Annotated in this window: 15 protein-coding genes; 10 read left to right on the top strand and 5 right to left on the bottom strand. The window is 67.8% G+C overall.

Annotated elements, in window-relative coordinates; genetic code table 11:
- Positions 1 to 6: 6 nt before the first annotated feature.
- Both ACIP1U_RS13750 and ACIP1U_RS13745 read left to right on the top strand, forming a co-directional pair.
- Positions 7 to 1,665: an amidohydrolase gene (locus ACIP1U_RS13750; protein WP_400315638.1), complete on the top strand. Its 1,659-nt coding sequence runs from the start codon at positions 7 to 9 to the stop codon at positions 1,663 to 1,665.
- Positions 1,662 to 2,633, top strand: a complete 972-nt coding sequence (locus ACIP1U_RS13745; RefSeq protein ID WP_400315635.1) for a CobW family GTP-binding protein — start codon at positions 1,662 to 1,664, stop codon at positions 2,631 to 2,633. The genes ACIP1U_RS13750 and ACIP1U_RS13745 overlap by 4 nt, the downstream gene beginning before the upstream one ends.
- A 24-nt stretch (positions 2,634 to 2,657) precedes the next feature.
- Here ACIP1U_RS13745 and ACIP1U_RS13740 read toward each other — a convergent pair whose 3' ends face one another.
- Complete coding sequence (locus tag ACIP1U_RS13740; RefSeq protein ID WP_400315632.1) at positions 2,658 to 3,569, bottom strand: YihY/virulence factor BrkB family protein; 912 nt, start codon at positions 3,567 to 3,569, stop codon at positions 2,658 to 2,660.
- Between the two features lie 100 nt (positions 3,570 to 3,669).
- Complete coding sequence (locus tag ACIP1U_RS13735) at positions 3,670 to 3,858, bottom strand: YjfB family protein (protein WP_115712842.1); 189 nt, start codon at positions 3,856 to 3,858, stop codon at positions 3,670 to 3,672.
- 264 nt (positions 3,859 to 4,122) lie between these two features.
- Between ACIP1U_RS13735 and ACIP1U_RS13730 the strand changes: the two genes are divergently transcribed.
- The gene (locus ACIP1U_RS13730) at positions 4,123 to 5,475 is read left to right on the top strand and encodes a serine hydrolase domain-containing protein (protein WP_400315629.1); all 1,353 of its coding nucleotides are present in this window, start codon (positions 4,123 to 4,125) and stop codon (positions 5,473 to 5,475) included.
- A gap of 234 nt (positions 5,476 to 5,709) precedes the next feature.
- On the opposite strand, the gene ACIP1U_RS13725 is transcribed toward ACIP1U_RS13730, so the two are convergent.
- Entirely contained in the window at positions 5,710 to 6,651 is a 942-nt protein-coding gene (locus tag ACIP1U_RS13725; protein WP_400315626.1) for a LysR family transcriptional regulator, read from the bottom strand.
- Between the two features lie 154 nt (positions 6,652 to 6,805).
- Here ACIP1U_RS13725 and gtdA point away from each other — a divergent pair, with 154 nt between their 5' ends.
- The 5 genes from gtdA to ACIP1U_RS13700 all read left to right on the top strand — a co-directional run bounded on the left by gtdA (position 6,806) and on the right by ACIP1U_RS13700 (position 12,296).
- A complete protein-coding gene (gene gtdA / locus ACIP1U_RS13720; RefSeq protein ID WP_209757498.1) occupies positions 6,806 to 7,852 on the top strand; it encodes a gentisate 1,2-dioxygenase in 1,047 nt (348 codons plus the stop codon).
- A gap of 92 nt (positions 7,853 to 7,944) precedes the next feature.
- The gene (locus ACIP1U_RS13715; RefSeq protein WP_400315622.1) at positions 7,945 to 8,643 is read left to right on the top strand and encodes a fumarylacetoacetate hydrolase family protein; all 699 of its coding nucleotides are present in this window, start codon (positions 7,945 to 7,947) and stop codon (positions 8,641 to 8,643) included.
- Positions 8,644 to 8,679: 36 nt separating this feature from the next.
- Positions 8,680 to 9,321 (top strand): maleylacetoacetate isomerase, encoded by a 642-nt coding sequence (gene maiA, locus ACIP1U_RS13710; RefSeq protein ID WP_400315619.1) that lies wholly within the window; start codon positions 8,680 to 8,682, stop codon positions 9,319 to 9,321.
- A gap of 28 nt (positions 9,322 to 9,349) precedes the next feature.
- Complete coding sequence (locus ACIP1U_RS13705) at positions 9,350 to 10,576, top strand: 3-hydroxybenzoate 6-monooxygenase (protein WP_400315617.1); 1,227 nt, start codon at positions 9,350 to 9,352, stop codon at positions 10,574 to 10,576.
- Between the two features lie 379 nt (positions 10,577 to 10,955).
- Complete coding sequence (locus tag ACIP1U_RS13700) at positions 10,956 to 12,296, top strand: MFS transporter (RefSeq protein ID WP_400315614.1); 1,341 nt, start codon at positions 10,956 to 10,958, stop codon at positions 12,294 to 12,296.
- A 171-nt stretch (positions 12,297 to 12,467) separates the two neighbouring features.
- On the opposite strand, the gene ACIP1U_RS13695 is transcribed toward ACIP1U_RS13700, so the two are convergent.
- Together ACIP1U_RS13695 and ACIP1U_RS13690 are read right to left on the bottom strand one after the other, a co-directional pair.
- Entirely contained in the window at positions 12,468 to 13,886 is a 1,419-nt protein-coding gene (locus ACIP1U_RS13695) for an FAD-binding oxidoreductase (RefSeq protein WP_400315611.1), read from the bottom strand.
- A 146-nt stretch (positions 13,887 to 14,032) separates the two neighbouring features.
- The gene (locus tag ACIP1U_RS13690) at positions 14,033 to 15,628 is read right to left on the bottom strand and encodes a PLP-dependent aminotransferase family protein (RefSeq protein ID WP_400315609.1); all 1,596 of its coding nucleotides are present in this window, start codon (positions 15,626 to 15,628) and stop codon (positions 14,033 to 14,035) included.
- Positions 15,629 to 15,800: 172 nt separating this feature from the next.
- Between ACIP1U_RS13690 and ACIP1U_RS13685 the strand changes: the two genes are divergently transcribed.
- Positions 15,801 to 17,156 (top strand): ArgE/DapE family deacylase, encoded by a 1,356-nt coding sequence (locus ACIP1U_RS13685; protein ID WP_400315607.1) that lies wholly within the window; start codon positions 15,801 to 15,803, stop codon positions 17,154 to 17,156.
- Between the two features lie 90 nt (positions 17,157 to 17,246).
- Positions 17,247 to 18,851: an ABC transporter substrate-binding protein gene (locus ACIP1U_RS13680; protein WP_400315605.1), complete on the top strand. Its 1,605-nt coding sequence runs from the start codon at positions 17,247 to 17,249 to the stop codon at positions 18,849 to 18,851.
- Positions 18,852 to 18,970 lie beyond the last annotated feature (119 nt).

Raw genomic sequence — 18,970 nt, 5'->3', positions numbered from 1 at the left:
CAAGCGATGACCCAGAACGACACGGCGCGCACGCAGGTATTCGTCGCGCGCAAGATTCTCACGATGGAAGCGGCGCAGCCGGAAGCGACCCATGTCGCGGTACACGACGGCCAGGTCCTTGCGGTCGGCGGCGCGGCGGAGATGGCGCCATGGCCTGACGCGGTGGTGGTCGACACCTTCCGCGACAAGGTGCTGATGCCCGGCATGGTCGAAGGCCACTGCCATTTGATGGAAGGGGCGATGTGGGACGCGGTCTACGTCGGCTACTTTGACCGCCGCGATCCCGATGGCAGGCTGTGGCGCGGTTTGCGCACGCTGGACGAGGTCATCGACCGCCTCGCCGATGCCGCCGGCCAGCTGCGCGATCCCGACACGCCGCTGCTGGCGTGGGGCTTTGACCCGATCTACTTCGGCACCGCGCGGCTGTCGGTGCGCGAGCTGGATCGCGTGTCGGCGAGGCGGCCGGTGGTGGTGATGCATGCCAGCGTGCATCTGATGAACGTCAATTCGTCGATGCTGGCGCTGGCCGGCATCGACGAAGACACCGACATCGACGGCGTGCACAAGGATGCGGACGGCAAGCCCACCGGCGAGCTGCAGGAGTTCGCGGCGATGTTCCCGGTGCAGCGCGTGATCGGACGCGGCCTGTCGCTGGCCGCAGCGGAAGACGCGGAGGCGGTGCGCCGCTTCGGGTGCGTGGCACAGCTGGCTGGCGTGACCACGGCAACGGACCTGGTCAACGACCTGTCGGCCAAGGGCCTGGAAACCCTGCACGCGGTGACGTCGGATGACGGCTTCCCGCTGCGCATCGTGCCCGCGTTCGCGCCGCAGCGCGACGCGCAGGGCGGGCCGGAACGCGTGCGGCAGGCTGCGGCGGCGGTGGGCTCCGGCAAGCTCCACTTCGGCCCGATCAAGTTCATCGTCGACGGCTCGATCCAGGGCTTTACCGCGCGGCTGCGCGCGCCCGGCTACGCCGGCGGCCAGCCCAACGGTCTCTGGCTGATCCCGCCAGAGCAACTGCTAGACGCGTTCACGCCGTTCCACCTCGCCGGGCTGCCGCTGCATATCCACACCAACGGCGACGAAGCCACCGAGGTCGTGCTCGACACGCTGGACGCGCTGCTGTCGCGCCATCCGCGCACCGGCCATCGCCATACGCTGCAGCACTGCCAGCTTGCCGATGCCGCGCAGCTGGCGCGGGCGAGGCGCCTCGGGCTGTGCATCAACTTCTTCGCCAACCATCTTTACTACTGGGGCGATGCCCATGCCACGCAGACCGTGGGCGCGGCGCGTGCCGCGCGCATGAATCCCGCGGGCACCGCGCGGCGCCTCGGCATACCGTTCGCGATCCATTCCGATGCGCCGATCACGCCGCTGAACCCGCTCTTTACCGCCTGGTGTGCGGTGCGGCGCCAGAGCGCGTCGGGCCGCGACATGGGCGAGGCCGAGCGGCTGACGGTGGCCGACGCGCTCCATGCGGTGACGATGGGCGCGGCTTACACGCTCGGACTGGACCATCGCATCGGCAGCATCGCGCCCGGCAAGCTGGCCGACTTTGCCGTGCTGGAAGACGATCCCGCCACCGTGGATCCGGCGCGGCTCAAGGACGTACGCGTGTGGGGCACGGTGCTGGGCGGCCGCGTGTTCGAGGCGCCTTCCCGATGAACGCCCGGCCTCCGATCCCGCTGGTGGTTGTCGGCGGCTACCTCGGCGCGGGCAAGACCACGCTGCTGAACCGGCTGCTGGCCAATGCGCAAGGACTGCGCATTACCGTGCTGGTGAACGACTTTGGCGAAATCAATATCGACGCCGCGCTGATCCGCGCGCGCAGCGACGATGTGATCCAGCTGGAGAATGGGTGCGTGTGCTGCTCCATCGGCGGCCGGCTGGCGCAAGCGCTGGTGGCGGTCGCCGACCGCGGCGCGCGGCCCGACCTGTTGGTGATCGAGGCCAGCGGTGTGTCGGACCCGCGGCGCATCGCGCAGATCGGATTGCTGGACCCGGCGTTCCGGCTCAACGCGGTGCTGGTGGCGGTGGATGCCGCCGCCGTGCACGGCAGCCTGCGCGACCCGCTGGTCGGCGAGATGGTGCGGCAGCAGATCGCGGGCGCTTCGGTGGTGGCGGTGACCAAGACTGATCTCTGCGATGCCGGCGGCGCGGCGGCAGTCGCCGAGACCGTGGGTACGCTTGCGCCGCGCGCCACAGTGCTGGATGCGCGCGATGGCGACCTGCCGCTGTCGGTCTTTATCGACGCAGCCGTGCCGGCGCCGACGGCCACCGGCGTGCTGCAGGCGCAAGCAGGCTGGCACCGTCCCACGCCACACGCCGGCATCCGCAGCGTCGCCTACCAGACCGGCCGCGGCTTCGACAAGGCGCGGCTGCGGCATGCACTGTCGACGCTGCCCGTGCGCCTGCTGCGCGCGAAAGGCCTGGTCAGGCTGGCGGGCGATCCGCGTTTGCACGAGGTCCACGTGGTCGCGGGCCGGATGCGGATGCAGGCGCTGGCGCACGGGGAGAGCGGCCAGGGCGGCCAGGTCGACCAGGTCGACCAGTCGGCGCTTGTCTTCATCGGCGCCTTTGATGCCGCCGGGGCCGATTCCATCCGCGCCTGCATGGCGTCTGCACTGGCCTGAAGCGGGGCAGGCGTCAGGTATGGGTCAGGTATGGAACTCGCCCGTGGGGGCATCCGGGGAAGGCTGCTCCCAGCCGCCGCGCTCGAATTCCGCTATCAGCTGCGCGCCGAGCAACAAGAGCGTTGCTGCGATCTCCAGGCTCAGCAGCACCACGATCGCCGTGGTCAGCGAGCCATAGACCTGTCCCACCTGCGACAGCGTGGTGAAGTACCACACCAGCGCATGGCGCGAGATTTCCCACAGCACCGCGGCAAGGACCGCGCCGCACAGCGCATGCCCCAAAGACAGCCGGCCGACCGGCATCACCATGTAGATCGACGTCAGCAGCAGGATCTCGCCCAGGAAGCCGAGCAGGTACAGGAGGGTGGTGGAAAGCCGGTCGAGCGACCAGTCATGGCCCAGCACTTCCACGTGCCGTTCGCCAATGGCGATCAGCCCGCCCGAGACCACTGTCACCAGCAGCAGCCCTGCACTCAGCACCGCGATATAGCAGTAAGGCAGCACCGCCGAGATCAGGAAATGCCGGCGCCGGATCGCCACGCGATGGATGAAGATCACCGACATGGCGTTTTCCAGCACGGTGAACGCCAGCGAACTGAAAAACAGCATCGTGCCCAGCAAGACCCAGCCGACCGTGGCGCGGCTGCGCAGGAACGACGCCAGCTCGGGCACCAGCGCGCTGGACTGTCCCGGCACCACCCACTCCAGGTAGCGCGCCAGCGTCGACAGCAACAGCCGCGGGTCGATCACATGCGACAGCCCGATAACCATCAGGATCAGCAATGGCACGATCGACAGCAGCGCGTAATACGCGACCGCGCCGGCCAGCAACAGGCCCTGGTTGGCACGAAACTGAACCAGCGTGCGCCACAGGAAGCGCCCCGGATGACGGAGCAGGTCGCGGACGCGGGCGTCGAGAAGCTGCATGGCGGGCATCGGAGAGTGCGGGTGCCGACATTATGCGTCGGCGGGCGCTCCTGTGTCCGGCTAACGGAACCGGCAGCGCCCGCGCCGCAGCGGCTTGCGCCGCGCGGGATCAGACCTTGACGTCGATGGTCTGGCCCAGGTGCGGCGGGTTGCTGGCCGCAACCGGCTGGGGCATGGCCTGCAGCAGTGCAGCCACGCCTTGCGCTTGCATGTCCAGCGACTTGCGCAGCATCAGCAGGCTCACCGGATCGGCGCCCGGATCGCCCGCCAGGCCGGCGGTGACGTTGGAAATTTCCATGAGGAGGATTCCTTGGTGAAGGTTGGGGGAGATGGCGGGACGGAACTGCCGCCAACACCCAATGACGGCCTCGGCCGGTCAACCTTGAGCGCCGCGGGTGCGGGAGACATTCCCGTGGGTTATGGCGCTATGCCGGGTACGTCATTGTGGTCATGGCCTGGTTCGCACAATATGGCGCCCGCGGGCTACCTCGCGCGGCCCGACTCGACGCAAACAGTGGCGCCGGACCGTGCGTGCGGACGCCCCCAAAAGACAGGAGACAGCATGCGATCGCATTCGGCATGGCGCAAGGCGGGGTTCGGGCGAACTCGGGCATGGGTGGCGGCGATGGTGCTGGCGCTGCCTTCGGGCGGCTTGTTGGCGCGGGACATGGCGCAGGATGCCGGGGCCGGGGATGGCATCATGCAAGGCTTCCCGCCGCCACCCGACAAGCAGGTCAGCCGCGGCAGCGGCTTGCGCCCGCCGTTCATGCGCTGGGCCCTGAGCCACGCACGCGAGATGTCGCCGACGGCCGGCATCCGGCATGCCGCGCACCCCATGGCGCTCGCCGGGGAGGCAGGCGACGGGCTGGATGGCGCCACGTTCAACGTGGCGGGTAATACCGTGCGGCTGGCCGACTACCTGCGCGATACCCACACCGACGGATTTATCGTGCTGCACCAGGGCCGCATTGTGTACGAGCGCTACTTCGGCAGCTTCGGGCCGTATCAGCCGCATATCTGGGCGTCGATGACCAAGTCGGTGACGGGCTTGCTGGCGGCGATGCTGGTGGAGGAAGGCAAGCTCGATCCGCAGGCCCGGCTGGCGCAGTACGTGCCCGAGCTGGCGGGCAACCCGTTCGGCGAGGCCACAGTGCAGCAGAACCTGGACATGGAGGTGCAGGTCGGCTACGCGGAGTCGTTGCCCCCTGACCTCGGCTTGTTTGGCGCGGTGGGTGTCGTGCCGCGCAAGCCGGATGCGCCGGACAATATCTATGACCTCCTGAAGACGGTCCATGCGACCCGCGATGGGGGCGAGGGCGGCATCTGGTATTACCAGAACGGATCGCCGGAAGCCGTCGCCTGGGCCATTCGGCGGATCACCGGCAAGAGTTGGTCGCAACTCGTCACCGAACGGCTCTGGTCCCGCTTTGCCGAGGACGATGCGTACACCCATATCGACCGGCAAGGCACCGAGATGGCCAGCGGCGGGCTGAACTCAACGCTGCGCGACGCGGCGCGCTTTGCCGAGGCGGTGCGCCGGGCGGCGGCAGGGGATGCGTCGGCCGGGGTCTCGCCTGGCGCCGCGCGCATCGCACTGCAGCCCGCCAGCAACCAGGCGCGCTTTGCCCGCGGCAACCTCGCGGCGGGCCGCGCCGGCTACAGCTACCGCAACTACTGGTTCCAGCGCAATGACGGCGATGGCGGCATCGAGGCCAGTGGGCGCTTCGGGCAGAAGATCTATATCAATCCGCGCATCGGCCTGACTGTGGTGAAGCTGTCAGCCAGCCCGGACAACGCCGCGCGCCCGACCAGCGCCGCCGGCGTGCGCCAGCGCGACGAATCCGCTCGCGCGCTGGAGTCGTCCGAGGCCTTGGTGGCCGCCGCGCTGGCGGTCCATCGCGCTTCGGGCCGCTGATCGGCCATCGTCAGGCCTGGAACCACAAGCCTCCAATGACCGCTTTTTGCTCCCCTCTCCCGCTTGCGGGAGAGGGGCTGGGGGAGAGGGCAAGCGCGCGCAAATGCTGTGACAGCCCGCTATGCCGACGCCCATAAAACGCTACCGGCAAGTTCAAGCCTCGCCTGATGCTGCGGGCGCATGCCCTCTCCCCCGCCCCTCTCCCAGAGGGAGAGGGGAGCACTTCCTCCGCGGCTACGCCAGCGGCGCCTCCGCCGGCACCTGCTCCGCCCCCGCCGCGCGCCGCAGGCAATCCAGCATCGCCGCCACCGCCGCGCGCGACTCGCCATCCGCGCGCCAGTACATCGACACCGAGCCGAACCCCGCCAGCCGCAGCGGCACGATGCGCAGCGCTCCCAGCTCTTCGAGCCGGCGCGCGGTGCGGTGCGAGGCCAGCCCGACCATGTCGCTGTTGTTGAACAGGGTCAGGTTCAGCACGGTGGAATTGCTTTCCACGCAGTCCGCCGGCAGCGCGCGCCCGGCGCTGGCCAGCGCGCCTTCCAGGGCATTGCGGATCGGCGTGCCGCGCGGCCAGACCACCCAGCGGTGGCGGTACAGGTCGTCCCAGTCCACATTGCCGCCCTGTAGCAACGGATGCCGCGGCCGGGCGACGAAGTGGATCGGCTCCATGTAGAGCGATTCGGTCCGCATCTGCGCGTCCTGCAGTTCCGGCGCCGAGCGGCCCACCACGATATCCAGCTCGCTGCGCGCGAGCTGCCCCATCAGCCGGTCCATGGTGGTTTCCAGCAGCCGCACGCTGGCGCGCGGCATCTGCTGCAGCAATTGCAGCGCGGCCAGCGGCACCGTGTCCGCCGCCGAGGCGCCGGAGGTGCCCACCACCACCAGCCCGCTGCCGCCGTCGCGCATGGCCTGCAGGTCGTCGCGGGCGGTATCGAGCTGGGCCTCGATCCGGCGCGCATGCTCGATCAGCGACTCGCCGTAGGGCGTGGGCCGCAGGCCGCGCGCCTGGCGCTCGAACAGCGGCAGGCCGATATCGTCCTCCAGGTCCTTCAGCCACTTGGAGAGCCCGGGCTGGGTGGTGTTCAGCATGGCGGCGGACTGGCTCATGTTGCCGGTCTCGGCCAGGCTCAGCAGCATCTGCAGGTTGCGCAGGCGCAGTCTCTGGGTCCAATCCATGGGGGTGACCTATACGGTAAATCGTATCGATAAGATGAAATCTTCATTTCAAATCTTATAGGGTGCGGCGTATAACGACAACAAGACGGTGCGCAGTCAATCAGGCACCCACAAATCGCGCTCCCCAATGCCGAGCAGAAGTTACGGAGACAGCATGTCCGAGCACACCCCAGACCCGGCCCGCGTGGCCTACTACGAAGAAATCGGCCGCAGCCATATGACCCCGCTGTGGGAGTCGCTGCACGCGCTGGTCCCGCCACAACCGCGGCCCCAGATCGTGCCCGCCATCTGGAAGTACGCGCAGATCCGCCCGCTGGTGATGCAGGCCGGCGGCGTCATCAGCGCCGAGGAAGCGGTGCGCCGCGTGCTGGTGCTGGAGAACCCCGGCATCCCCGGCAAGTCGAGCATCACCTCCACGCTGTACGCGGGCCTGCAGCTGATCCTGCCGGGCGAGATTGCCCCCAGCCACCGCCATACGCAGTCGGCGCTGCGCTTTATCGTCGAAGGCAAGGGCGCCTGGACCGCCGTCAACGGCGAACGCACTACCATGCATCCCGGCGATTTCATCATCACGCCGTCGTGGACGTGGCATGACCATGGCAACCCCAGCGTGGAAGACGGCGGCGAGCCGGTGGTGTGGCTCGATGGCCTGGATATCCCGCTGGTGCAGCAGTTCGACGCAGGCTTTGCCGAGAACTACCCCGAGTCGCAGCAACCCGTGACCCGCGCCGAAGGCGACAGCTTTGCCCGCTTCGGGCACAACATGGTGCCGGTGCGGCACCGCGTGACCGATCCCACTTCGCCGATCTTCAGCTACCCGTACGCGCGGTCGCGCGAGGCGCTGGACCAGCTCTACCGCAACGGCGAACTCGATCCCTGGGACGGCGTCAAGCTGCGCTACGTCAACCCGGCTACCGGCGGCTGGCCGATGCCGACCATCGCCACCTTCATGCAGTACCTGCCGGCGGGTTTCCAGGGCAAGACCTATCGCAGCACCGATGCCACCGTGTACAGCGTGGTGGAAGGGCGCGGCACCGTGCGCATCGGCGATGCGCAGTTCCAGTTCGAGCCGCGCGACGTGTTCGTGGCGCCGTCATGGGCGCCGGTGCAGCTCGGCGCGCTGGAAGACGCCGTGCTGTTCAGCTATTCCGACCGGCCGGTGCTGTCCGCGCTGAACCTGCTGCGCGAATCGCGCACCTGAGCCCGCCAACCCTGACCAGAGCCCCCGCCCGCGGGTGCCAGCCGGCACCGCCGGGCCGGCGCTCACCTGACAAATCCCTGGAAGCCTTGACCATGTCCTACGTCTTCACGCCCCCCGCCACCGTTGCCATCCTCGTTGCCGGCAGCGATGACCAGTTCGCCGTGCGCCGCGTCTACTGCGTGGGCCGCAACTACGCCGCCCACGCCCGCGAAATGGGCTTCGATCCCGACCGCGAGCCGCCGTTCTTCTTCTGCAAGCCGGCAGACGCCATTGTCCCGGTGCAGGCCGGCACCACGCTCGACCTGCCGTACCCCGCGCAGACGCAGAACTATCACTACGAGGCCGAGCTGGTGGCCGTGATCGGCAAGGGCGGCTCGGATATCCCCGTCGAGCAGGCGCTCGAACACGTGTGGGGTTACGCCGTCGGCCTCGACATGACCCGCCGCGACCTGCAGATGAAGATGCGCGAGATGGGCCGCCCCTGGGAAATCGGCAAGGCCTTCGACGCCTCGGCGCCGGTCGGCCCGATCCATCGCGCCAGCGACATTGGCCATCCGCAGCAGGCCGCCCTCTGGCTGACCGTCAACGGCGAAACCAGGCAACGCAGCACCGTGGCGCACCTGATCTGGTCGGTGGCCGAGACCGTGGCCTACCTGTCGCAGTTCTTCCGCCTGGAGCCGGGCGACGTCATCTTCACCGGCACCCCTGAAGGCGTGGGCGCGGTCAAGGCAGGCGACACCATGGTCACCGGCGTCGACGGCCTGGGCGAACTGACCGTGCGCGTGGTCTGACCCCGAGCCAGGCACAGCACACAGGCAATTCCGATCATGCAGCTCTACAGTTTCTTCAACAGCTCGACGTCCTACCGCGTACGCATCGCGCTGGCCCTCAAGGGCCTGCCGTACGACTACCTCGGCGTCAATATCCGCACCGGCCAGCACCGCGAGGCGGAGTATGTCGACGGCATCAATCCGTCCGCTTCCGTGCCCGCGCTGGTCGATGGCGACTTCACGCTGGGCCAGTCGTTCGCCATCCTCGACTACCTGGACGCGCGCCATCCGGAGCCGCGCCTGCTGCCTCAGGAACCTGAGCAGCGCGCACGCGTGCTGGAGCTGTCGATGCTGATCGGCAACGATATCCACCCGGTCAACAACCTGCGCGTGCTGCGTTACCTGCAGGACACGCTGAAGGTCACGCCCGAGCAGAAGGACGCCTGGTACCGACACTGGATTGACGAAGGCATGGCCGGCGTGGAACGGCTGCTCGCGCGCCACGGCCATGGCAAGTGGTGCTTCGGCGACGCGCCCACGCTGGCTGATGTCACGCTGGTGCCGCAGGTGGCCAACGCGCTGCGCATGGGTTGCGACCTGGGCCGCTACGAGCGCGTGATGGCGGTCTTCGCCCACGCCAGCGCCCATCCCGCCTTCGTCCAGGCCGCGCCCGCGCGCCAGCCCGACTACAGCGCCTGACGCCAGCGGCGCAGGCCAGGAGACAGACATGAACAGCACCCACAAGGCGACCAACAACGCGACCGGCAAGGTCCTCATCATCGGCGGCGGCATCGGCGGCCTGGCCGCGGCGCTGGCGCTGGCACGCCAGGGCATCCGCATTGAACTGCTGGAACAGGCCGAGCAGATCGGCGAGATCGGTGCCGGCATCCAGCTGGCCGCCAACGCCTTCGCAGCGCTGGACGCGCTGGGCGTGGGCGAGGCCGCGCGCGGCCGCGCGGTCTTTACCGACTACCTCAGCCTGCGCGACGCCATCGACACCAGCGTCATCGCGCAAGTCGATGTCGGGCAGGCGTACCGCGAGCGCTTCGGCAACCCGTATGCGGTGATCCATCGCGCCGACATCCACCTGTCGATCCTGGAGGCGGTGCAGGATCATCCGCTGATCACCTTCCGCACCAGCACGCGCGTGGAGCAACTGCTGCAGGACGACCACGGCGTGACCGTGATCGACCAGCACGGCGAGCACCACCGCGGCGACGCGGTGATCGGCTGCGACGGCGTCAAGTCCGCGATCCGGCAGGCGCTGATCGGCGACGAAGCGCGCGTGACCGGGCACGTGGTCTACCGCGCGGTGGTCGACGTGGCCAACATGCCGCAGGACCTGCAGGTCAACGCCCCGGTGGTGTGGGCCGGCCCGAACTGCCACCTGGTGCATTACCCGCTGCGTGGCGGCCAGCAATACAACCTGGTGGTGACCTTCCACAGCCGCGAACAGGAAACCTGGGGCGTGCGCGACGGCAGCAAGGAAGAAGTGCTGTCGTACTTCGAGGGCATCCACCCGCTGCCGCACCAGATGCTGGACCGCCCGACCACATGGAAGCGCTGGGCCACCGCCGACCGCGACCCCGTCGAGCGCTGGAGCTTCGGCCGCGCAACCATCCTCGGCGATGCCGCCCACCCGATGACCCAGTACGTGGCGCAGGGCGCCTGCCAGGCGCTGGAAGATGCCGTGACCCTGGGCGCCGCGGTGAAAGCCGCGGATGGCGACTACGCCGCGGCCTTCAAGCTGTACGAGCAGGCCCGTATCCCGCGCACGGCGCGCGTGCTCTATGCCGCGCGCGACATGGGCCGCGTCTACCACGCCAGGGGCGTCGACCGCCTGGTGCGCAACAGCCTGTGGACCGGCCGCAGCCAGTCCCAGTTCTACGACGCGCTGCAGTGGCTGCACGGCTGGCGCGCGCAGAACTGCCTGAGCCCCACGCCGTGGCTGTAAGCCGCTGAACGCGGCGTTCTTTCCGCGTTGAAATCCCTGCATCGAGCTGGCGGCCTACGAAGCTGCCGGCCCTATAGGGTCTGTTCCCATATAAAACGCGCGCGCGCAAGGGGGATTCGCGGCGCAGTGCTAGGCGCTGGCCGCGCCGCTTGGTTGTTCCAAGCAAGCGGGCAGCAACAACGCAATGCGCCGCGAATCCCCCTTGCCCTTCGGGTTGGCCCGAGCCGGGGCCATCTACTTTGTCGGGCGCCTTGCAAAGGGAATTACCCTTTGCGGCGACGCCCTTCGCGTAGCTGACCCCGGCTCGGGCCAACGCGCGTGCGTTTTATATGGGAACAGACCCTACCGCCCCTAATCCTGGCAACAAGGAGGAGACACCATGCCTGCCAGCCAACCGCTTGACGTCACCGCGTTTATCGACCGCCAGCCACTGTCGGCGTTCCAGGTGACTATCGTCGTACTGTGCTTCCTGATCGTCGCTGTCGACGGCTTCGATACCGCCGCGATCGGCTTTATCGCGCCCGCCATTCGCGCGGAATGGCAGCTGCCGCCGGCACAGCTGGCGCCGCTGTTCGGCGCCGGGCTAGGCGGCCTGATGGCGGGCGCTTTCCTGTTCGGCCCGCTTGCGGACCGGTTCGGCCGCAAGGGCGTGCTGGTGCTGTCGGTGCTGTTCTTCGGCGCGGCCAGCCTGGCTTCGGCGTGGTCGCAAGACCTGTGGACGCTGGTGCTGCTGCGCTTCCTGACCGGCCTGGGCCTGGGCGGCGCCATGCCCAACGCGATCACGCTGACCTCCGAGTTCTGCCCGGACAAGCGCCGCTCCTTCCTGGTCACCACCATGTTCTGCGGCTTCACGCTGGGCTCCGCCTTCGGCGGCCTGGCCTCGGCCGGGCTGATCGACGCCTTCGGCTGGCGCTCGGTGCTGGTGGTCGGTGGCGTGCTGCCGCTGCTGCTGGCGGTGGCGCTGGTCTGGATGCTGCCGGAATCGGTGCGCTACCTGGTGATGACTGGCAAGTCGCGCGAGCGCATCGTCGCCACGCTGCGGAAGATCGCCCCGCATGAAGACCTGCGCAGCGCTACCTTCGCAGTCAGCGAGCAGCGCGCCACCACCTCGCCGGTGCGGCACCTGTTCCGCCCCGAGCTGCTGCGCGGCACGCTGCTGTTCTGGCTGACGTTCTTCATGAGCCTGCTGGTGATCTACCTGCTGTCGAGCTGGCTGCCGACGTTGCTGCGCGGCACCGGGCATTCGCTGCGCACGGCGGCACTGGTGACCACCATGTTCCAGGTCGGCGGCACGGTGGGCGCCATCGCGTTGGGCTGGCTGATGGACCGGATCAATCCGCACTACGTGCTGGCTTCCAGCTATTCGCTGGCAGCGGTGTGCATCGCGGCGGTGGGCAGCGTTGCGTCCGAGCCGGTTGCCGCGGGCATCGCGGTGTTCCTGGCGGGATTCTGCATCTCCGGGTCGCAGGTGGGCGCCAATGCGTTGTCGGCCAGCTTCTATCCGACGGATTGCCGTGCGACCGGCGTGAGCTGGGCCAACGGGGTGGGGCGGATGGGCTCCGTGGTGGGTTCCGTGGGCGGCGCGACGATGCTGTCGATGGGGCTGGGAATGCCGGCGCTGTTCGTGCTGATCGGGGTGCCGGCGTTGATTGCCGGGATGTCGATGCTTTCGCTGGGCGTGGTCAGGCGGGAGCGGGTGGCGGAGCGGCTGGCGGTTTGAAATGCCACGACCGGCGCCAAACTGCTGACTGCGTGCTCCCTCTCCCGCTTGCGGAAGAGGGGAGAAAACCGAGAAGCGGCGCCAAACGGCTGATTGCGTGCCCCCCTCTCCCGCAAGCGGGAGAGGGGAGAAAACCGAGAGGCAGGCATAGCGCTTCATTGCCGCGCCATCTCACTCCACGTCAATCACCCGCCCCGGGCACAAAATCAAATTCGGATCCAGCGACCGCTTGAGCAGCCGCATCAACCCCAGCGCCTCGGGCGTGCGCGAATGCCCGAGGAATGGCTTCTTGTGCGTGCCGATGCCGTGCTCGGCGGAAATGCTGCCGTCGAACTCGCGCACCTTGGGGTAGAGCACCTCGCTGATCTCATGCTCGGGAAAGTCCTCGGCTGTCGTGCCGGGGAGATAAACGCTGACATGCAGGTTGCTGTCGCCCACATGCCCGAAGTTGACCAGCTCGGCGTGCGGCCAGCGCGCCAGCAGCGCCGTGCGCAGGCTCTCGGCGAAGCGGCCGATCTGGCCGATCGGCAGGCTGACGTCGTAGGCGGCATTCGGTGCCCACATCACCGGGAACTCGGCGACCGCGTCGCGCAGCTTCCAGAAGCTCTCGGCTTCCTTCTCGCTGGATGCCACCGCGGCGTCGGTGATCAGGCCGGCTTCCATCGCCGTTTCCAGCATGGCTTCGAAGGCCGCGCCGTCCTGTCCGGCGTCATTGCCCTGCAGGTCGACCAGTACATAGAAGGGTGAGCCGGCCCGCAGCGGCGCACGCACGCCTGGCACGCGCGTGGTCACCAGTTCATAGAAATCGGCCCACATCGCCTCGAAGGCCGAGACGCGGCCGGACAGCCGGCGCTGCGCATGGCGCAGCAGCGCGACCACGTCTTCATAGCTGCGCAGTGCGCACAGGGCGGTCTGCGTGCAACTCGGTAAAGGTGCCAGACGCAGCACGGCGCGCGTAATCACGCCGAGCGTGCCTTCGCTGCCGACAAAGAGCTGGCGCAGGTCGTAGCCGGCGTTGTTCTTCTGCATCTTGTTGAGCGAGCTGACCACGGTGCCATCGGCCAGCACCGCCTCCAGCCCGAGCACCTGTTCGCGCATCATGCCGTAGCGGATCACGCGGTTGCCACCCGCGTTGGTGGCGATATTGCCGCCGATCTGGCAACTGCCGCGGGCGCCCAGGTCCACCGGAAAGAGCCAGTCGGCAGCGCGCGCGGCGTCCTGCGCGGCCTGCAGCGTGGTGCCGGCCAGCACGGTCATGGTGCCGGCCTGCGCGTCGATCTCTTCCACGCCGCGCATGCGCTCGAGCGACAGCACCAGCTCGCCGCCGGCTGGCGTGGCCGCGCCCGCCAGCCCGGTCAGGCCGCCCTGCGGCACCACCGGCTGCCGGTGGCGGTTGCAGATCGCCAGTACCGCCGACACTTCGGCCGTGCTGCGCGGGCGCGCCACCGCCACCGGCGGCTGGGGATCGAGCGGCGCGTACCAGTCCTTGCGGAAGCGGGTTTCGATGGCATTGCCAACTTGCAAGCCGGCGGGGTCGAGGACGCCGGCCAGGTCGGCCAGCAGGGCGGAGGGGTCTAGCACGGGTGCCATCGAGGGTTTTTCCGGTTGCGTGGGTGAGCGGGGAGAGTGCTTGAGCGCAGCCACGAATGCTAGGGCAAGGCCGCGCACGATGATAAGAGCCAATCGGCGCCGGCGCGGTGGCACCACGCCTCGCGCCCCGGCTTCAGGTGCTTGCCTTATGCACCGCTCCACGCTTCGTTGTTGATGCGCGCGCTGAATTCGCGTGGGGGCTGGCGTGTGCGGGCCAGGTGCTCCAGGGCCGGCTCGATGACTTCGGCAAGCTTGTGGAAGGCGGGGCCGATATCGTCCTCCGGCACGCAGGCGTAGCCCAGCAGCAGCCCCTGCCGCGCCCGCTGTTCGTCGCTGTAGTAGCGCGACAGCGGACGTGCCGACAGGCCCTGCGTACGCGCCGCCATGCTGATGCCGAGATCGTCGGCGCCCGGCGGCAAGTGCATCACCAGGTGCAGCCCGGCCTCATGCGTGGAGGTGGGCCAGTCCTGGCCGAAGCGCTTCGCGATGGCCTCGCGCAGCAGGCCCTGGCGCTGCGCATAGCGCTGGCGCATGCGGCGCAGGTGCGTGGCGTAATGGCCCTCCTCGATAAAGTCCGCCAGCACCGCCTGCTGCATCAGCTGTCCCTCGCGGAACAGCTCCGACAGGCCGGTGGCGAAATGCGGCGCCAGCGGCTTGGGCAGCACCATGAAGCCCATGCGCAGTCCGGGAAAGAGCGTCTTGGAGAAGGTGCCCATGTAGATCACCCGGTCGTGCTCGTCCAGGCCCTGCAGCGAAGCCAGCGGCCGCCCCTCGAAGCGGAACTCGCTGTCGTAGTCGTCCTCGACGATCCACGCGCCGCGCTGCCGCGCGTATTCCAGCAGCATGCGCCGGCGCGTCAGGCTCATCACGGTGCCAAGCGGGTACTGGTGCGAGGGCGTCGCGAAGATAAAGCGCGGCGGATCCTGCAGCGTCGCGGCGTCGGGCGCGATGCCTTCGTCATCCACCGGCACGGGAATCACATCGACGCCCGCATTGGTCAGCAGGCTGCGCGTGCCCCAGTAGCCGGGATCTTCCATCCATGCCTTGTCGCCCGGATCGGCCAGCAGGCGCGCGATCAGGTCGATGGCCTGGTGGATGCCGGTGGTCAGGATGATCTGCTCGGGCTCGCAGCGCACCGCACGCGCCAGCCGCAGGTGCTCGGCCAGCACGCGCCGCAGCGGCAAATAGCCGCCGTGATGGGCATAGGTGAGCAACTCCGGGCGCGGATTGCGCCAGTGCTTGTTCAGCAGCCGGGCCCAGGTCGCATGGGGGAACAGCGAAACATCGGGCACACCCGCCATGAAGGCGCCCCACTGCCGATCCGACGCGCCGGCGTTGGACACGAGGTGCATCCCGCGCCGCGACAGATCGAAGCGGTTTGAATTTTGCTGCACTGCAGGCACAGGCGTGGTGCCAATTCGGGCACCAGGCTTGTGCAATGCACTATGGTCGGGAAAAGTCTGCGAGACAAAGGTGCCACGTCCGGTCGATGCCGTGACGTAGCCTTCCGCCAGCAACTGCTCATACGCGTACAAAACGGTATTGCGGGAAACCCCTATCTCCGTCGCCAGCAGCCGCGATGCGGGCAGCTTGCTGCCCGCAGAGATAGAGCCAGCAAGGATTTCCTGGCGAATCAGCTCATACAGCTGGCGGTTCATATGCGTCCCGTTGCGCTCCGCCTGCATTCCCGCCGGACGCTCCAGCCGCTGCAGCAACAACTCGGACAGAATCGTTTCCTTCAAAGTGGCTCCAGCAAATATCGTGAATATGGACCTATCTATGGTACCAACGATCGTTTAATTTTCCATCCGTGGTCGGCGTCATCGCGAAATTTTTGTGGGTGGCGCCTGATGCGTTGGCTTTGCGTCCCCTTCATGCGCCCCCCTCATGCGCCCACGTTTGCCAGGAGCTTTCATGTCAGGTCCCGATTCCCTCACGGCCAGCCCGTCCTCCGACCCGGTGGTGGTACCCACCACCGCTGAGCTCTCGCAAGCCGTGCGCGGCCTCCTGCCCTATATGGTCGAGACGCTGTCTGGCTTCGTGGCGGCCAAGAGCCCGTCGGGCGAAGAGCAGCCCGCGGCGGACTTCATCGAAGGCGCGCTGGCCGAGCTGGGCCTGGCCTCCGAGCGCATCGCGCTGCGCACCGAAGACATCCGCCACCTGCCGATGTATTCGCCGGCGTGCTGCCCGGACGGCGGCCGCTACAACCTGCTGGCGACGCACCGGCCCGGCCGCAAAGGCGGCCGCTCGGTGCTGTTCAATGGCCATCTCGACGTGGTGCCGACCGGCCCGGAAGCGATGTGGAGCCAGTCGCCGTTCGCGCCGGTGGTGAAGGACGGCTGGCTCTACGGCCGCGGCGCCGGCGATATGAAGGGTGGCATCGTGTGCGCGCTGGCCGCGTTCAAGGCGCTTGCCAGCCTGGGCCTGCAGCCGGCCGGGGCGGTGGGCTTCAATGCGGTGCTGGAAGAAGAGAACACCGGCAACGGCGCGCTTGCCACGGTGGCGGCGCTGCGCAGCGCGGTCGGTGCCGGCAAGCTGGCGTCCTTCGACACCGTGATCATTCCCGAGCCGCTGGGCGAGCGCCTGATGAGCGCGCAGGTCGGCGTGTTCTGGATGTTCATCGACCTGACCGGCAAGCCGGCGCACGCGGCCTACATGACCAGCGGCGTCAACCCGGTCGAGGCCGGCATCGCGGTGATGGAAGACCTGCGCCAGCTCGAAGCGGAATGGAACCGTCCGGAGCACCGCCCGGCGGCGTACCGCGACCACGCCCATCCGATCAATTTCAATCTCGGCCAGATCCAGGGCGGCGAGTGGAACTCATCGGTGCCGTGCACTTGCACGCTGGGCGTGCGCATCGGTTTCTTCCCAAACATGGATATCGACGAGGCCAAGGCCACGGTGGCAGCGCGCATCCGCGCCACCGTTGAGCGCCTGGCCAGCAATCTCGAACTGCGCATCCGCTATGAAGGCTTCCACGCCCCCGGCTGCGAATTCGACCTCGACGTGCCCAGCATGCAGGCGCTGGGCGAAGCGCACCGCAAGGTCAATGGCACGCCGGTCCGCCGCGAGGCGACAACGGCGACCACCGATGCCCGGCATTTCCGCATCGGCCTGGAAACGCCGGTGACCTGCTACGGGCCCGAAGCCCGCAATATCCACGGCATCGACGAATCGGTGTCGCTGGAAAGCATGGTGCGAGTGACCACGACGCTGGCCCAGTTCCTGGTGGACTGGTGCGGCGTGGAACCGGCCGGCGACGCGGCCTGAAGAAGCCGCGCGCAAGCACAACCGGCGCTGTTATCCCAAAGCCATCACCCAAAGAACCAAACTGAGCGAGCCAAACTGAGGAACTGCCCGATGAACCGATTCACGATGCGACTGACCAAGAGCGTGCTGTCGATGGCGCTCGCCGCCACCGGCCTCTCTCTGCTGCCGCTGGCGCTGCCGGCCGGCAACGCCATCGCCCAGACCAAGGGCGGCACGCTGTCCGGTATCGTCCAGCCCGAGCCGCCGATCCTGGTGAGCGCGATGAACTCGCAGGCGCCGACCCAGTATGTGGCCGGCAAGATCTACCAGGGCCTGCTGACCTACAGTGCCGACCTGAAGCCGCAGCCGGAACTGGCCAGGTCGTGGACCATCTCGCCGGACGGCCTGACCTATACCTTCGAGTTGCAGAAGGGCGTGAAGTGGCATGACGGAAAGCCGTTCACCTCCGCCGACGTGGTGTTCTCGATCGACAAGATGCTGCGCGACGTGCACGTGCGCACGCGCGCGGTCATCAACAAGTACATGGCGTCGATCCGCGCCGTCAACGACAGCACGGTCGAGATCAAGCTGAAGGAGCCGTTCCCGCCGTTTATCTCGATGTTCGAGACCGGCACCATGCCGATGATGCCCAAGCATATCTACGACGGCACCGACTACCGCAACAACCCGGCCAACCAGAAGCCGGTCGGCACCGGCCCCTTCATGTTCAAGGAGTGGAAGAAGGGCGCCTATATCAAGCTGGCGAAGAACCCCAACTACTGGAAGGCGGGCAAGCCCTACCTGGATGAGCTGGTGTTCTACGTGATCCCGGATTCCGCCTCGCGCGCCGTGGCCTTCGAGAAGGGCGACGTGCAGGTGCTGCGCGGCGGCGATGTCGACAACGTCGACGTCAAGCGCCTGCGCGCGCTGCCCAACGTCGAGTACACCACCAAGGGCTGGGAAATGTTCTCGCCGATGGCCAGCATGCTGCTCAACGAGCGCAAGCCGCCGTTCGACAACGTGAAGGTGCGCCAGGCGGTGATGCACGTGCTCAACCGCAAGATGATCGTCAACAACATCTTCTTCGGCATGGGCAAGCCGGCGGTCAGCCCGTTCTCGTCAACCACGCTGTTCTTCGACAAGAACATGCCCGAGTACGACTTCAACCTGAAGAAGGCGCGCGAGCTGGTCAAGGCATCGGGCGTGGATGTGGGCAAGTACCCGGTCAAGATCCTGTCGACCTCCTACGGCGCCAACTGGGATCGCCTGGACGAGTACGTCAAGCAGATGCTCGAGCAGATCGGCTTCAAGGTCAGCATCGAGTCGGCCGATGCCGGCACCTGGTCGGCGCGCGTCAGCAACTGGGAATTCGACCTGACCACCACCTACACCTATCAGTACGGCGACCCCGCGCTGGGCGTGGAGCGGCTCTACGTGACGCGCAATATCGTCAAGGGCACGCCGTTCGCCAACGTGCAGGGCTACAGCAATCCGAAGGCGGACGAGCTGTGGGCCAAGGCCGGTTCGACCATGGACACCGCGGAGCGCCAGAAGCTGTACAGCGAGCTGCAGAAGATCCTGGTGACCGACGTGGCCAATGCCAACCTGTTCGAGGTGGAGTTCCCCACGCTGTACCGCAAGCACGTCAAGAACCTCGTGACCACCGCCATCGGCCTGAACGAGTCCTTCGACAACGTCTCGATCGAGAAGAACTGAGCGAGACCGGAGCCACTGCCCGCGCCTGAGCCGGCGCGGGCAGTCAGCCCTGAAGCCTGAAATCCGCTGCCATCGCCGCGCCCCGCAAGGGTAACGGCGAGGGCCAGCTGCATCCAAGT

Source organism: Cupriavidus sp. NPDC089707 (assembly GCF_044748965.1).
Classification (GTDB): Bacteria; Pseudomonadota; Gammaproteobacteria; order Burkholderiales; family Burkholderiaceae; genus Cupriavidus.
Note: the sequence above shows the minus strand (reverse complement) of the source record. Positions and strands in the feature narration are given on the sequence as shown.

Coding starts and splice junctions, on each gene's coding strand:
- ACIP1U_RS13750 (WP_400315638.1), top strand. CDS start 7: ATGACCCAGAACGACACGGCGCGCACGCAGGTATTCGTCGCGCGCAAG.
- ACIP1U_RS13745 (WP_400315635.1), top strand. CDS start 1,662: ATGAACGCCCGGCCTCCGATCCCGCTGGTGGTTGTCGGCGGCTACCTC.
- ACIP1U_RS13740 (WP_400315632.1), bottom strand. CDS start 3,569: ATGCCCGCCATGCAGCTTCTCGACGCCCGCGTCCGCGACCTGCTCCGT.
- ACIP1U_RS13735 (WP_115712842.1), bottom strand. CDS start 3,858: ATGGAAATTTCCAACGTCACCGCCGGCCTGGCGGGCGATCCGGGCGCC.
- ACIP1U_RS13730 (WP_400315629.1), top strand. CDS start 4,123: ATGCGATCGCATTCGGCATGGCGCAAGGCGGGGTTCGGGCGAACTCGG.
- ACIP1U_RS13725 (WP_400315626.1), bottom strand. CDS start 6,651: ATGGATTGGACCCAGAGACTGCGCCTGCGCAACCTGCAGATGCTGCTG.
- gtdA (WP_209757498.1), top strand. CDS start 6,806: ATGTCCGAGCACACCCCAGACCCGGCCCGCGTGGCCTACTACGAAGAA.
- ACIP1U_RS13715 (WP_400315622.1), top strand. CDS start 7,945: ATGTCCTACGTCTTCACGCCCCCCGCCACCGTTGCCATCCTCGTTGCC.
- maiA (WP_400315619.1), top strand. CDS start 8,680: ATGCAGCTCTACAGTTTCTTCAACAGCTCGACGTCCTACCGCGTACGC.
- ACIP1U_RS13705 (WP_400315617.1), top strand. CDS start 9,350: ATGAACAGCACCCACAAGGCGACCAACAACGCGACCGGCAAGGTCCTC.
- ACIP1U_RS13700 (WP_400315614.1), top strand. CDS start 10,956: ATGCCTGCCAGCCAACCGCTTGACGTCACCGCGTTTATCGACCGCCAG.
- ACIP1U_RS13695 (WP_400315611.1), bottom strand. CDS start 13,886: ATGGCACCCGTGCTAGACCCCTCCGCCCTGCTGGCCGACCTGGCCGGC.
- ACIP1U_RS13685 (WP_400315607.1), top strand. CDS start 15,801: ATGTCAGGTCCCGATTCCCTCACGGCCAGCCCGTCCTCCGACCCGGTG.
- ACIP1U_RS13680 (WP_400315605.1), top strand. CDS start 17,247: ATGAACCGATTCACGATGCGACTGACCAAGAGCGTGCTGTCGATGGCG.